Source organism: Collinsella sp. AF36-3AT (genome assembly GCF_003475205.1).
In the GTDB taxonomy this organism is placed as follows: Bacteria; Actinomycetota; Coriobacteriia; order Coriobacteriales; family Coriobacteriaceae; genus Collinsella; species Collinsella aerofaciens_AF.
Genome location: NZ_QROZ01000008.1, coordinates 7,211 through 20,930, shown reverse-complemented (window position 1 = coordinate 20,930; position 13,720 = coordinate 7,211). Strand labels below are relative to the sequence as shown.

Here is a 13,720-nt window from a genome sequence, read left to right as displayed (position 1 = left end):
TTGCACTCCTTCCTATGCCGTGAGCGGCGCCGCTTCAGCGCCCATGCGGCTCTTATTGCCTCGATCTTTCCAGAAGGGCGAAACGGCTTTCTTCGCCCAAAGGGCAGAGAGGCGCGCGATCTGCTTGGACGCCGTCCAGGCACCGGCTCCCGCGAGGAGCGCCACACCGATGGAAGCGAATCCCATTCCCATCGAGGTTAAAACGTACGGAACATGCCCGATAATGATGCCGTCCACGGTGAACAGGAGCCCCACCACGCCCGCGCCCCCGAATGCCGCGGCCACGATCCACACGCAGAGCGCAAGAACCCAAATGCAGATGTAGACTGTAGCGGCAACGGCGACGAACGCGAACAGCAGCGGAATCCATACCGGAGAGCCCACGATGGCGAGCGCCCATAGAAGCGCCGTGCTCTTGCGCTTGGTCCTCGCAATTGCGCGCGGCACGGCGGGCAGTTCGTCGAGCGTTGCCTCGGCGACCTCACCGAGCGTGCCCATGGCGGCCACAGCCTCGGCCTCCGTCATGCCGTCCTCCATACGGTCGGCGATGGCCTCCGCGTAGAACTCCTGCGTTTCCTTTACCTGATCTGCCGGCAGACAGGCCAGAAGCTCGCCCAGCCGGTTCAAGAACTCATCGCGCGTCATGGTGCGCTCCCTTCACGTAACTGTAGATTTCCTGCACGGATGGCCATTCGGCGAGGAACTCGGCGATACGCTCATGCCCGGTGTCCGTGATGCGGTAGTACCTTCGCAGCCGCCCGTTGTGCTCGGCGGAGCGCGCCGTGATGCACCCTGCCTTCTCCAGGCGCTTGAGCAACGGATAGAGCGTGGACTCCGTGAGCCCCATGCTCGCGGGCACGTCCTTCACGATCTGATAGCCGTAGGATTCCTCGCCCGAGACGGCCGCGAGCACGCAGGCCTCGAGGAAGCCGCGCTTCATCTGTGCCTCCATCCGCACACCTCCTTTCGTAGTATACTGTGTAACACCTACTATATGACACATAGTATATGATGTCAACAGTTGTCGTATAGGGAGTCCGGTCTGTCTATCTCCGGTATAGCGACGAGTGTCGGTTGACGCATCGCGCGAAACACCAACCAGTGCTCCTTTGATGCAACTCTCATTCGACCACATTTCTGAGCAGCTACCTTCCCGCACCAAAGCGTGCCTGATCCTGGGATAGTCGTTGGGGACGTTCTTGAATGAATAGTCGTTTAAGAACGTCCCCAACGACTACTTCTATACAGCAAAAAGGGGTGCTGACCATTTCGGTCAGCACCCCTTTAAGTTGCGGTGAAATAGGGACTGAATACGGGCTCCAGAGGCCAAAACAGTCCCTATTCCACCGCAACTTCATGGGGGCGTGCGACAATGCCCGTCGGAAAACATTTGCTGTCTTTGGGGGTCTATCTATGCTGTACGAGTTTTGTGCCGAGAACTTTGAGCGTGTGCCGGCGGCTATCGATGCCGGTGCTAAGCGCATCGAGTTGTGCGACAACCTTGCCGTCGGTGGTACCACGCCCTCGGCCGGCGTTATCAGCACTACGGTCAGCTATGCTCACGAGCATGACGCGCGAGTGATGTGCATGATTCGCCCGCGTGGCGGTGACTTTCACTACAACCAGGACGAGCTGCGCATGATGGAGATGGACTTGGGTCTTGCCGTGAGCGCCGGCGTTGACGGCCTGGTCTTTGGCTGCTGCAAGCCCTGTGCCGGCGGCTGGGCGCTCGACGAGCTCACCCTCGGCGCCCTCGTGATGGCTACGGGCTGCGCGACCGAGGAGTGCAAGCGCGGGGCCATCGATATCACCTTCCACATGGCCTTTGACCAGCTCTCGCCCGAGGCTCAGCTGGACGCCATTGACACACTCGCCGACTGTGGCATCACGCGCATCCTGACGCATGGTGGTGCTGCCGGAACGCCGATCGAGGACAACCTGGAGCACCTGTCGCGTCTTGTCGAGTATGCGGGCGACCGCCTGACCATCCTTCCCGGCGGCGGCATTTCTACGGCCAACCGCGATACCGTGGCGGCGGCATTGAGCGTCTCCGAGCTCCATGGCACCAAGATCGTGCCGCTGGAGGCGTAACCCGTGGCGCTGGTATTTGACGTTCAGCAGGCGAACGGTAAGCCCGACGACAACCGGCGCCCTGGCACCGCGTGTCCCTTTTGCGATACCGAGGAACTTGCCGATATCATCCGGCGCGATGGTGACTGCATCTGGCTCGAGAATAAGTTCAAGACCCTGCGCGCCACCCGTCAAACCGTGCTGATCGAGTCGGCCGATCACGATGCCGACCTGGTGATCTATGAGCCGGATGAACTCCACCATGTGATACGGTTTGCCCTGGGTTGCTGGCAGCAGATGATCGATTCACAGCAGTATCGCAGCGTTCTCATGTACAAGAACAAGGGTCCGCTCTCGGGCGGTAGTCTCGTTCATCCGCACATGCAGATTGTGGGTTTGGAGCAGGAAGACGGCTACACTTCGCTGACTTCTGCCAATTTCGAAGGCATCAATGTCTGGCAACAGGGGAGAATCTCGGTCAATATCTCAACCGAACCGATCATGGGGTTCTTTGAGATCAACGTTTCAGCCCCGCAGGGAATCGCCGCCAGCGATGACGCACGAGACCAAGCCGAGGCGGATCTCTTTGCCGATGCGATCCAGGTAGCTCTGCGCTATATCCTAAACGAGCACCACGGTGGTCGCGCAGAGTCGTACAACTTGTTCTTCTATCACCTGGGCGGTCGGACCATTGCCAGGGCGCTGCCGCGTTGGGTGGTTTCGCCCTACTTTGTCGGCTATCGTTTGGCCCAAGTCAATGCCGAGACGACGCTCGATATCGATGCTGAGCGTCTGCGTGCGCATCTGGAAACGCTCGTATAGCAAGACTAACACCCGCGTAATGCGGACAGCCTAGCGCGCCATGGCGTCGCGGCCGGCTTCGACCCGCTTGCGCTGTTTGGTGCGCTCCTCGCAGGTTAGGCACTCAAAGAGATGCCCGATAATCGAGGCCAGCACCTGCTGAAACAGCGTGCCGCACATGACGGGGAACACGACCTCGCCCGGAAAGTACTGCGTGGCGATGACGGCACCCGAAGAGATGTTGCGCATGCCGCAGGTAAAGCACATGGTAGTCGTCTCGCTATATGGCAGATGCAGCGCACGTGCGACCAGAAAACCGACGACAAAGCCGCTGATGGCGAAGACCAAAATAAAGAGGGCGACTTCCAGGCGCACCGCGTTTATGTGCAGCACGTACTCGCTCATAGCGGTGGAGTTGGACGCGATGACGCCCATCATCATGAACTTGCAGGCGGGCGAGAGCACGGGAGAGAGTTTCTCGTGGCCCCAGCCGCGCGTGAGTTCATTGATGGCAATACCGAGCACAGCGGGGATGGCGATCATAAAGGCCATGTTCTGCATCATGCTCGGCACGTCGATCGAGACGGTGGCGCCCAGCAGGAGCTTGAGCGTAAGCGGAATCGTCACAGGTGAGATGACCGAGGACGTCAGGATGATGGTGAGCGCGAGCGGGCCGTTGCCGCCGAACATGCTGATCCACATAAAAGCGGTGACGGCCACGGGCACGCTGTATTCGAGCACAATGCCGCAGACAAGGTTGGGGTTGGAGCCAAAGAAGAGTGACCCCATGGCATACGCCGCGATGGGAATAAGCACCGCCGAGACGAGCAGCGCCAAGACTAGGTGCAACGGACGGCGGAACACCTCGGTTACCTGGTGAAAGGTGTTGCTGAGCGCACCCTGAAACGTCATAAAGGCAAACAAGGTGGGAACGATGGGCTTGAGTACGCCAATCTGTTGGGGAAAGAGCACGCCGAGTGCCACGCAAATCGGAACGATGACCTGCATGTGCCCCGCGAGAAACTTGCCCAGTCCAACCCATTGCTTCATATGCGCTTGTGACTCCCTTTGCCCGTGAACCCGTTTTGAATGGATATGCTAGACGCTCGCATGCGTCCGTGCGTCAGAAACGCTCGAATATTTCGGGGCTATTACCGGCATCGTTTACCGAAACCGCGGCGTGCTGCGGCGATTTGCGTCTGCTCTGCACGGTATAATAAATCCGTTCAACAGATCTGCCTGCCGAAGCGGGCATACACAGAGGACTCATCGCTATGAACCGTGAGAGGTATCGCGGCGACCTGCCCCTATCGGGGGTGGGCGCCTATGTCATCGCTTAAGACGACGCATCGCTGGGCGGTCGCTCAGCAAAACCCCGAGCTCGAAAAGGAGCTTTCGGCTGGCCTGGGCATTCCCGGGCTGGTGGCGCGTATTATGGTCGCGCACGGCATTACATCCATCGAAGAAGGTCAGCTGTTTTTGACGCCTTCGCTCGATCGCGACTGGGCCGACCCACTCATTATCCCGGGCATGTCGGTCGTTGCCGACCGCGTCGAGCGTGCTATTTGCAACCACGAGCACATTGCGGTCTTTGGCGATTTTGACGTTGACGGTATTACGTCGACCTGCCTGTTGACCGAGGCACTGCGCACGTTTGGCGCCGATGTCACGCCGTTTATTCCGCATCGCTTTGACGAGGGCTACGGTCTTTCGCGCGCGGCGCTCGACCGCGTTAACGAGCTCGCTCGCCCTCAGCTGATCGTGACCGTCGATAACGGTATTGCCGCCAAGGAAGAAGTCTCCTATCTGGAGAGCCTGGGGATCGATTTGGTGGTCACGGACCATCACGAGCCCTCCGACCAGGTGCCGCAGGGCGTGCCCCTGACCGACCCCAAGCTCGAGGACGAGGGCCCCTCGCGCGAGCTTGCCGGTGCCGGCGTGGCACTCAAGCTGGTGCAGGTCCTGGGCGAGCGTTTGGGCAAGCCGTCGTATTGGCGTTCGCTGATCGAGGTCGCGGCGCTGGGCACCGTGTCCGACATGATGCCGCTCACGCCCGAGAATCGCGCACTGGTCGCCGAGGGCATCCAGCAGATGCGCGTGACGGCCCGTCCCGGCTATATCGCGCTTGCCGCACTTGCCAAGGCCGACCTTTCTACCATTACGGCCGACGGCCTGTCGTTTTCGCTCATCCCTCGTCTGAATGCTGCCGGCCGCATGGCTGATCCCAAGCTGGCGCTCGACCTGCTGCTTGCCCGTGATCCTATCGAAGCAAGTGCACTGGCAGCCGAGCTCGAGGAAATCAATCGCCAACGCCGTGAGATCGAGGCGGAGCTCACGCGCGATGCCATGGCGAAGGTCGAGGAGACTTATGACGGCGGGCGCGCAATCGTCGTGGGCGGCGAGGGCTGGCACGAGGGCGTCAAAGGCATCGTGGCGAGCCGCTTGACCAATCGCTATCACGTGCCGGCGCTGCTGTTCTCGATCGAGGACGGTATCGCGCGCGGATCGGGTCGCTCGGTGGGCAAAGTTAACCTGTTTGACGCCGTCGAGCGTTGTTCCGACCTGCTGATTCGTCGCGGCGGACATGCCGGTGCGGTGGGTGTGACCATCGAGGCATCCAAGCTCGATGAGTTCCGCCGCCGCCTTTCCGCCGTGCTATCGGAGCTTTCCGCCGAGGACTTTGAAGACACCGACGAGGTCGCCGCCACCGTCGACCTTTCCGAGCTGAATATCGAGACCATCGAGCAGATCTCCCGTCTTGAGCCGTTTGGCCAGGGCAACAAGGTGCCGCTGCTGGCTGCCGAGGGCGTGACGATGTGCGACCGCGCCGTGGTGGGCAAAACCGGCGAGCACATGCGCTTTGTGGCGACCGATGGCGCCGCGAGTGTGCCGGCCATTATGTTCCGCGTGCCGCAAATCGATAAGCTCATCAACTGCGATAGCGCTGTCGACTTGGTGTTCGAGGCCGTTGCCGAGCATTGGCAGGGGCGTGTGAAGCCCAAGCTCATGATCAAGGATGTTCTGGTCCGCGATACCACGCTGCCCAGCGTCGACGATCCGGCATGCGAGCTTCGTCGTGGCGTGCGGCCGGTGGATTCCGGCCTGCGCCTGGAGTCGCGTAAGCGCGAGACGCTCGCCCAGCTTTCCTATACCGAGCTCACGCGCTCGCTCATTCACAGCTTTATCGGCTCGAGCCAGCCACACCGCGCGCAGGTTGAGGCGCTCGATGCCTTGGCCGATCACCAGAGTGTCTTGGCCGTTATGGGAACGGGCCGCGGCAAGTCTCTCATCTTCCATGTACATGCCGCGCGTGAGGCGGTGCTTCGCGGACGTGCGAGCATCTTTGTCTATCCGCTGCGTGCGCTCGTTGCCGACCAGGCCTATCACCTCTCGTCGACGATGGCAGCGCTTGGCATTGGTGTTGGCGTGCTGACCGGCGAGACCGTGGAGGCGGCGCGCGATGACGTGTTTGCCGGCTTGGCTTCGGGCCGCACCGGCATCGTGCTCACGACGCCCGAGTTCCTGTCCATTCACCGCGATCGCTTTGCGCGTTCGGGGCGCATCGGTTTTGTCGTTATCGATGAGGCGCATCATGCCGGTCTTGCCAAGGGCGGCGACCGCAGCGCCTATCTCGACATGCCCGACATCCTCAAAGTTCTGGGCGACCCGGTCGTTATGGCTGCGACGGCCACCGCGACGGCTCCGGTCGTGGCCGAGCTTGCCCGCATGCTGCCGATCACTCGCACGGTGGTCGACGAGACGGTGCGCGAGAACCTGCAACTCGAGGACGATCGCGACCTTGCAAGCCGCGAAAATCGCCTGGTGTCGATTGTGGCGACGGGGGAGAAGACCGTCATCTACGTCAACTCGCGCGACCAGTCCGTGGCGCTTGCCAAGACGCTGCGCAAGCGCGTGCCAGACTGTGCGACCCATATCGCGTTCTATAACGCTGGGCTTGCGCGTTCCGATCGCCGCCGCGTCGAGGAGGCGTTTCGAGATGGCAGCCTCAGTTGCATCGTCTCGACCTCGGCCTTCGGTGAGGGCGTCAACCTGCCCGATATCCGCCATGTCGTGCTGTACCACATGCCGTTTGGCGCCATCGAGTTCAACCAGATGAGCGGACGCGCCGGTCGCGATGGCCGGCCCGCTGTGATCCATCTGCTCTATTCGTCGCGCGACGCCCGCATTAACGAGCGCCTGCTCGACTGTTACGCGCCCGAGCGCGACGAGCTCGTCACGCTCTATCGTGCGCTGCAGACCATGTGGCGATCCAACCGTGGCAAGACGGGGGACGATTCCTTTAGCGCGAGCGATATCGACATCGCGCAGATGTGCCTTGCCATCGATGCGCGCACGCCGGTCGACGAGCGCTCGGTGGAAAGCGGCCTGGGAATCTTCGAAGAGCTTGGTTTCTGTCGCGTTTCGGGGTTTGACGACACCCGTCGCATCGCGATGGCCGAAAACCCTGGCCGCGTGCAATTGAGCAGGTCAATTCGCTATTTGGAGGGCTTGCGCTCGCGCATGGAGTTCTCGGCTTTCCGGAGCTGGGCGCTCGATTCGTGCGCTTCTGATATGCTAGCCAAAGTTAACCGCCCGATCGTACCGCGGGCCTAGGGGAAGGGGACCTCGATGGATGCCGCAGCCCGTACCGCCCATGATTCCACCCTCCAGCCGTTCTCGGAGATGGAGCACTATAAGCATGCCGATGAGCTGCCGCCCGAGATTATGGCGGACAGTTACGACAAGCTGGAGCGTCTGTGCCTCAAATATATGAATGAGGATGACTTCTCCATGGTGGAGCAGGCCTACTGCTTTGCCGCCGAGAAGCATTGCAACCAAAAGCGCCGCTCGGGTGAGATGTACATCAACCATCCCGTCGAGGTGGCCATCATTCTGGCTGATCTCAAGATGGACTGCGATGTGGTGTGCGCCGCGTTGCTGCACGATACCGTCGAGGATACCGAGACCTCGCTTACCGATGTTTCCGGCCTGTTTGGCGATACGGTGGCCGAGCTCGTCGATGGCGTGACCAAGCTCACCAACATCGAAGTCGACAGCATGGACGAGAAGCAGGCCCTCACGCTGCGCAAGATGTTCCTCGCCATGTCCAAGGACATCCGCGTCATCATCGTCAAACTCGCCGACCGCCTGCATAACATGCGTACGCTGGCGGCCCTGCGCGAGGACCGCCGTCTGTTTAAGGCGCGCGAGACCATGGACGTGTATGCGCCCCTGGCCGACCGCCTGGGAATGAGCTCTATTAAGTGGGAGCTCGAGGATCTGTCCTTCTTCTATTTGGAGCCCGATGCCTACCAGCGCATCGCGCGCATGGTGGCAGAGTCGCGTGAGGTTCGCGAGCGCTATCTGGCCGAGACTATCAAGACGCTCACCGATGAGCTCAACCGCATTGGCCTGGAGGGCTTCCAGATCAACGGTCGCTCCAAGCACTATTGGTCCATCTACCAAAAGATGAAGCGCAAGGGCAAGGAATTCTCCGAGATTTATGACTTGGTGGCGTTGCGCGTCATCACCCATTCGGTGCGCGATTGCTATTCCACGCTCGGTGCGGTGCATACGCTGTGGCACCCCATGCCCGGTCGCTTTAAAGACTATATCGCCATGCCCAAGGTCAATAACTACCAATCGCTTCACACGACGGTTATCGGACCCACGGCTCGTCCGCTCGAGATTCAGATTCGAACCTACGAGATGCATGAGCAGGCCGAGTACGGCATTGCCGCCCACTGGCTCTATAAGAAGTCGGGCGGATCGTCTGCCTCAAAGACCAATGATGCCCAGCGTCTGGATGATCAGATTAACTGGCTCAAGCACTCACTCGACTGGGCGGCGTCTGACGAGATCACCGATGCCAAGGAATACCTGCACTCGCTGAAGGTCGACTTGTTTGACCAGGAGATTTTTGTCTTTACGCCCAAGGGCGAGGTCATGGCGCTTCGTGCCGGCTCCACGCCGCTCGACTTTGCCTACGCCGTTCACACCGAGGTCGGCAACCACTGCGTCGGCGCTAAGATCAACGGTGCGGTGGCGCCGCTCACACACGAGATCAAGACGGGCGACCGCGTTGAAATCCTGACCAATAAGAGTTCCAAGCCGTCGCGTGATTGGCTCAAGATCGTTAAGACACCTTCGGCCAAGTCAAAGATCCGCCGTTACTTCGCCGCCGCGACCAAAGACGATGACGCTGCTGCCGGCCGCGATATACTGGCCAAGGACCTGCGCAAGCGCGGGTATGGCATCTCTACGCCGCGGTCCACGCGTGCGCTCAATGCCGTGGCCGAGCAGTTTAACTACAAGCAGCTCGAGGACCTGTTTGCCGCCGTTGGTGCGGGTAAAGTCGCCCCACGTGCCGTGGGCAACAAAGTCGAGCAGATCTTGGATCCCAAGCCCGAGGAACAGCTCACCAAGGCCGAGGCTATTGCCGAGGTCGTGAAGCAGCCTGCGCGCGGATCAAACCGCAAGCCGCAAAAGCGCGGCAAGAGCGCCAGCAACGGTATCATCGTCAAGGGCGAGAGCAACAGCGGCCTGCTGGTCCGTCTGGCGCATTGCTGCAATCCGGTGACGGGCGACGACATCGTCGGTTTCATCACGCGCGGCCGCGGCGTTTCGGTGCATCGCGCCAATTGCCCCAACGTCAAGGGTCTTATGGAGCATCCCGAGCGCATGATCGAAGTAGAGTGGGACGGCGCTGCCGACACCCTCTTCCAGGTCGAGATCGTGGTCGAGTGCCTGGACCGCATGGGCCTGCTCAAGGATGTCACCATTGCCATTGGCGATGCGGGCGGCAATATCCTTTCCGCCGCCACGTCGACCAACCGCGAGGGCATTGCAACCCTGCGCTTTATGGTCGAGATCTCGGACGCGAGTGGTCTGGATCCGCTGCTGGCCTCTATCAGCAGCGTTGACTCGGTCTATGACGCACGCCGTTTGATGCCTGGTGAGGGTGGGGCTCAGCTTAAGCGCCGCGTTTAGTTGCGACGAACGTGTCACATTATCGATATTCGCTACACTCGAGGCATCGTTTGATGCCTCGAGTTTTATAGAGAGGAGAGGGACATGAGTGCTGTGCCCTTGGATTTAACTCCCAAGGGATCGGTCGAGATCGAGACGCTCGTAAACGGTCCCATTCAGACCAATAGCTATGCTGTTATTTCGGACAATGAGTGCGTGATTATCGACCCCGCATGGGAAGGCGAGCGCCTGGTGGAGCATATTCGAGCCGAGCATCCCGGCGTACGCGTGCTTGGCGCCGTATGCACTCATGGCCATGCCGACCATGTTGGTGGTGTTGCCGGGGTTCGAGCTGTCATTGGTAACGGCGCATTATATGAGTTGTGCGCTAAGGACGTGACGGTACCTCGCGCAAATATCGAGGAGCAGCGCGCCATGTGGGGTATCGAGACGCCCGATCCGGGTGAGCCGACGCGCCTGCTCGCCGAGGGCGATGCTATCGAGGTGGGCGATATCTGCCTGCAGGTCATCGAGACACCCGGGCATACGCCGGGCGGTATCGTCTTGTTTGCTGCCACCGAGCAGGGGAACATTGCCTTTGTGGGCGACACGCTATTCCCGGGCAGCCACGGCCGCACCGATCTTGCCGGTGGCGACGAGGCAGCGATTCTGCGCTCGCTCTCCAAGCTCGCCCGGCTTCTCCCACCCGATACCGTTTGCCTAACCGGCCATGGCGATTCGACCACCATGGCACGCGAGCTCATGCAGAACCCTTTCATGCAGATGTAGCTTAATAGTCGGCTTTTGAAGCACGAGAAGCGTCCAAACGTCAAGCTATTTTTCCCCAACGGGCCGATTCCGTAGGGCAAACGGTCAAAAAAGTCTGTTTGGACGATATTCGTGAACAAACGAACGTTTATGCTCGGGTGCGCCGTGGTAAAATCTCAGGCGTTATCGGAGCAACCTTACAGGAGGTTTCTTTTATGCTCGTCAACGCAGCAGACATGCTCAAGAAGGCCGAGGCCGGCAAGTACGGTCTCGGTGCCTTCAACACCAACAACCTCGAGTGGACCCTGGCTATTCTCCAGGCCGCCGAGGAGGCCAAGTCTCCGCTGATCCTTCAGTGCACCGCTGGTGCCGCTAAGTGGATGGGCGGTTTCAAGGTCTGCGCCGACATGGTCAAGGCTGCCGTCGAGGCCACGGGCGTTACCGTTCCCGTCGCCCTTCACCTCGATCACGGTTCTTACGAGGACTGCTTCAAGTGCATCGAGGCCGGCTTCACGTCCATCATGTATGACGGCTCTCACGAGGAGACCTTCCAGCTTAACCTCGACCGCACCAAGGAGCTCGTTGAGCTTGCCCACTCCAAGGGCATGTCCATCGAGGCCGAGGTCGGCGGCATCGGCGGCACCGAGGACGGCGTGACCTCCAGCGGCGAGCTCGCTGATCCTGCTGAGTGCAAGCAGATCGCTGACCTGGGTGTCGACTTCCTCGCCTGCGGCATCGGCAACATCCACGGCGTGTACCCCGCCGACTGGGCTGGTCTTTCCTTCGAGCGTCTGGGCGAGATTAAGGCCCAGACCGGTGACCTGCCCCTCGTTCTGCACGGTGGCACCGGCATCCCCGAGGATCAGATCAAGAAGGCCATCTCCCTGGGCATCTCCAAGATCAACGTCAACACCGACCTGCAGCTCGTCTTCGCCAAGGGCGTCCGCGAGTACATCGAGGCTGGCAAGGATCAGCAGGGCAAGGGCTTTGACCCCCGCAAGCTCCTCAAGCCTGGTCGCGACAACATCGTTGCCCGCACCAAGGAGCTCATGGAGGAGTTTGGCTCCGTCAACAAGGCGTAAGCGTCGCTAAACTTCCCGCCGGAAGCCCCGTCCCCCTACACTGTTTCCTTTGCGCTCACCTGGCTTTGCCAGAAGTCGCGCCAAGAAAACAGCTCCGGGGGACGGGGCTTCCTTCGTTTAACGCCGCAGGGTTACGAGGCTGAATTAAGATGGCTACTGGCTTTGCCAGAAGTCGCGCGACGGAAACAGCTCCGGGGAAACGGGGCCTCCTTTGTTAACTTGCTACAGGGTTACTGGTCTGATTTTAGTTATATGGTTACCGTTCAGCGGTGTTGATGGCTCCCTTGTTGGGGCTTTCTTTTTATCTCGCTACAATGGGCTTCAAGCGTTCTAGTGACTTGGAGTTTTGGTATGGCTGTTATTAATGTGCTGCCTTCGGATGGGAAGGTTATTGACGAAGGTCCTGTTGGTTGCTCTGTTGATGTCTGCTGTGATGATTTTCGCCATCTCGATATTGGGCTACCGCCCGAGATTCTTCGTCTTAAGGATGCGGGGTATTTGACGCAGGCTGTTGCTGCCTGCGATCGCCTTTTGGAGCAGAACCCCGAGCCTTCGCTGGCTGCTTGTGTTCGTGCCGAGCGGTATCGCATGCTCGAGACGCCGCTTCATTTTTCGGTGTCGCGCGATCAGGCTATTGCGATGATTCGCGAGGAGTGGCCAGAGTTTACCGAAGAGCAGTTTGATGACCTGATTAATCGTAAGCGTATTGACTGGCGCTTTATCGATGGCGAACTGTTCGTTCTCGACAACTTCCTCGATTCGCTTCGCGTATATCCCAAAGAGGTTCCCGGCATGCGGCCCGATTCTACGGACGGAGTAGCACTGCGCAACGAGATGCTCAAGGAGATGGAGTCGCAAAACGGATTGGCTCGCGTCATTACGCTTAAAGCGTCCGTGTCTGTCCCCGGCGCTCTGGAAGGGGAGACCGTTTGCGCTTGGCTTCCCGTCGCGGCTGCCTGCCGTCAGCAGTCTCGGGTCGAGATTCTCGACATGACGCCGGAGGGCGCTGTTGCTCCCGCGAATGCTTCGGCGCGTACCGCCTCGTGGTCTTCCTCGAGCGAGCACTTATTTTCGGTGACCTATCGTTATCACATCGATGCTGCTTATTGTGATGTCTACGGTGGCACACTTCCGGTTCACCCGCGTATGGACGCGCCTCTGCCCGAGGATATTTCCGAGGACCGTCCGCACATTGCATTTACGCCGTATCTGCAGCAGCTGACGGCCAGTGTTGTTGACGGACTCGAGGATCCGCTCGATCGCGCCCGTGCTATCTATGATTACCTGACGCAGCATATCGACTATCGCTATCAGCCGCCGTACTTGCTTTTGGGATCTATTGCCGATGACTGCGCGCATTCGCTCCGCGGCGATTGCGGCGTTATGGCGCTCACGTTTATCACCATGTGCCGTATCGCGGGCGTGCCTGCCCGTTGGCAGAGCGGCCTGTATGTTGCGCCCGATTCGGTGGGGTCGCACGACTGGGCAGAGTTCTATACGCCGCAGACCGGTTGGCTCAACGCCGACGTGTCATTTGGATCTTCTGCTCGCAGGATGGGGGAGGAGTGGCGCCGCCGTCACTACTTTGGCAATCTCGACCCGTGGCGTATGGTGGCCAACAATCGATTCCAGGCAGAGTTTGAGCCCTCTTTCGACGGCATGCGCGAGGACCCTTACGATAACCAGATGGGTGAGGCTTCGGTCGACGGTCGCGGATGCCGTTGGCGCGAGATGCTCCGCACGGTCGAACTCATCGAAATGCTCGAAGTTCCATTTTCGGACTAATCGGTAGAAAGCTGTGATAAACTAACTCACGCATTGCGTGCCCGAGTGGCGGAATTGGCAGACGCAGTGGACTCAAAATCCACCGTTGGCAACAACGTGCGAGTTCGAGTCTCGCCTCGGGCACCATTCATGCAAGCGAGCGTTCAAGGGGGTTGCGGCCCCCTTTTTCGTGCCGAACTCGCGTGAGCGCGCGAAGCGTTAAGCAAACAGGCCTGTGGCCTGTTTGTAGCGGAGCGTGGCGAGGG

10 protein-coding genes and 1 tRNA gene are annotated in these 13,720 nt (G+C 60.0%); 8 read left to right on the top strand and 3 right to left on the bottom strand.

The window, feature by feature from the left end; all coding sequences use genetic code 11:
- Positions 1–12: 12 nt before the first annotated feature.
- A complete protein-coding gene (locus tag DW003_RS07575) occupies positions 13–645 on the bottom strand; it encodes a DUF1700 domain-containing protein (RefSeq protein ID WP_118388376.1) in 633 nt (210 codons plus the stop codon).
- The gene (locus DW003_RS07570) at positions 632–952 is read right to left on the bottom strand and encodes a PadR family transcriptional regulator (RefSeq protein ID WP_187361915.1); all 321 of its coding nucleotides are present in this window, start codon (positions 950–952) and stop codon (positions 632–634) included. Before DW003_RS07570 ends, DW003_RS07575 begins: the two co-directional genes overlap by 14 nt.
- A 461-nt stretch (positions 953–1,413) precedes the next feature.
- Here DW003_RS07570 and DW003_RS07565 point away from each other — a divergent pair, with 461 nt between their 5' ends.
- Positions 1,414–2,091, top strand: coding sequence for a copper homeostasis protein CutC (locus tag DW003_RS07565; protein ID WP_089573303.1), 678 nt, complete (start codon positions 1,414–1,416; stop codon positions 2,089–2,091).
- A 3-nt stretch (positions 2,092–2,094) separates the two neighbouring features.
- Positions 2,095–2,892 (top strand): DUF4931 domain-containing protein, encoded by a 798-nt coding sequence (locus DW003_RS07560; protein ID WP_118388375.1) that lies wholly within the window; start codon positions 2,095–2,097, stop codon positions 2,890–2,892.
- Between the two features lie 30 nt (positions 2,893–2,922).
- Here the strand turns inward: DW003_RS07560 and DW003_RS07555 are convergent, their stop codons facing one another.
- Complete coding sequence (locus DW003_RS07555; protein WP_089573301.1) at positions 2,923–3,921, bottom strand: bile acid:sodium symporter family protein; 999 nt, start codon at positions 3,919–3,921, stop codon at positions 2,923–2,925.
- A 276-nt stretch (positions 3,922–4,197) separates the two neighbouring features.
- Here DW003_RS07555 and recJ point away from each other — a divergent pair, with 276 nt between their 5' ends.
- The 6 genes from recJ to DW003_RS07525 all read left to right on the top strand — a co-directional run bounded on the left by recJ (position 4,198) and on the right by DW003_RS07525 (position 13,601).
- Positions 4,198–7,485 (top strand): single-stranded-DNA-specific exonuclease RecJ, encoded by a 3,288-nt coding sequence (gene recJ / locus DW003_RS07550; RefSeq protein ID WP_118388374.1) that lies wholly within the window; start codon positions 4,198–4,200, stop codon positions 7,483–7,485.
- A 15-nt stretch (positions 7,486–7,500) separates the two neighbouring features.
- Entirely contained in the window at positions 7,501–9,861 is a 2,361-nt protein-coding gene (locus tag DW003_RS07545; RefSeq protein ID WP_118388373.1) for a bifunctional (p)ppGpp synthetase/guanosine-3',5'-bis(diphosphate) 3'-pyrophosphohydrolase, read from the top strand.
- A gap of 84 nt (positions 9,862–9,945) precedes the next feature.
- Positions 9,946–10,629: an MBL fold metallo-hydrolase gene (locus DW003_RS07540; RefSeq protein WP_118388371.1), complete on the top strand. Its 684-nt coding sequence runs from the start codon at positions 9,946–9,948 to the stop codon at positions 10,627–10,629.
- 194 nt (positions 10,630–10,823) lie between these two features.
- Complete coding sequence (fba, locus tag DW003_RS07535; protein ID WP_035137086.1) at positions 10,824–11,690, top strand: class II fructose-1,6-bisphosphate aldolase; 867 nt, start codon at positions 10,824–10,826, stop codon at positions 11,688–11,690.
- 351 nt (positions 11,691–12,041) lie between these two features.
- Positions 12,042–13,475 carry a transglutaminase-like domain-containing protein gene (locus tag DW003_RS07530; RefSeq protein ID WP_118388369.1) on the top strand — a complete coding sequence of 478 codons (1,434 nt, stop codon included), beginning with the start codon at positions 12,042–12,044 and terminating at the stop codon, positions 13,473–13,475.
- A gap of 39 nt (positions 13,476–13,514) precedes the next feature.
- Positions 13,515–13,601, top strand: a tRNA-Leu gene (locus DW003_RS07525).
- Positions 13,602–13,720: the final 119 nt, after the last annotated feature.

Coding starts and splice junctions, on each gene's coding strand:
- DW003_RS07575 (WP_118388376.1), bottom strand. CDS start 645: ATGACGCGCGATGAGTTCTTGAACCGGCTGGGCGAGCTTCTGGCCTGT.
- DW003_RS07570 (WP_187361915.1), bottom strand. CDS start 952: ATGGAGGCACAGATGAAGCGCGGCTTCCTCGAGGCCTGCGTGCTCGCG.
- DW003_RS07565 (WP_089573303.1), top strand. CDS start 1,414: ATGCTGTACGAGTTTTGTGCCGAGAACTTTGAGCGTGTGCCGGCGGCT.
- DW003_RS07555 (WP_089573301.1), bottom strand. CDS start 3,921: ATGAAGCAATGGGTTGGACTGGGCAAGTTTCTCGCGGGGCACATGCAG.
- recJ (WP_118388374.1), top strand. CDS start 4,198: ATGTCATCGCTTAAGACGACGCATCGCTGGGCGGTCGCTCAGCAAAAC.
- DW003_RS07545 (WP_118388373.1), top strand. CDS start 7,501: ATGGATGCCGCAGCCCGTACCGCCCATGATTCCACCCTCCAGCCGTTC.
- DW003_RS07540 (WP_118388371.1), top strand. CDS start 9,946: ATGAGTGCTGTGCCCTTGGATTTAACTCCCAAGGGATCGGTCGAGATC.
- fba (WP_035137086.1), top strand. CDS start 10,824: ATGCTCGTCAACGCAGCAGACATGCTCAAGAAGGCCGAGGCCGGCAAG.
- DW003_RS07530 (WP_118388369.1), top strand. CDS start 12,042: ATGGCTGTTATTAATGTGCTGCCTTCGGATGGGAAGGTTATTGACGAA.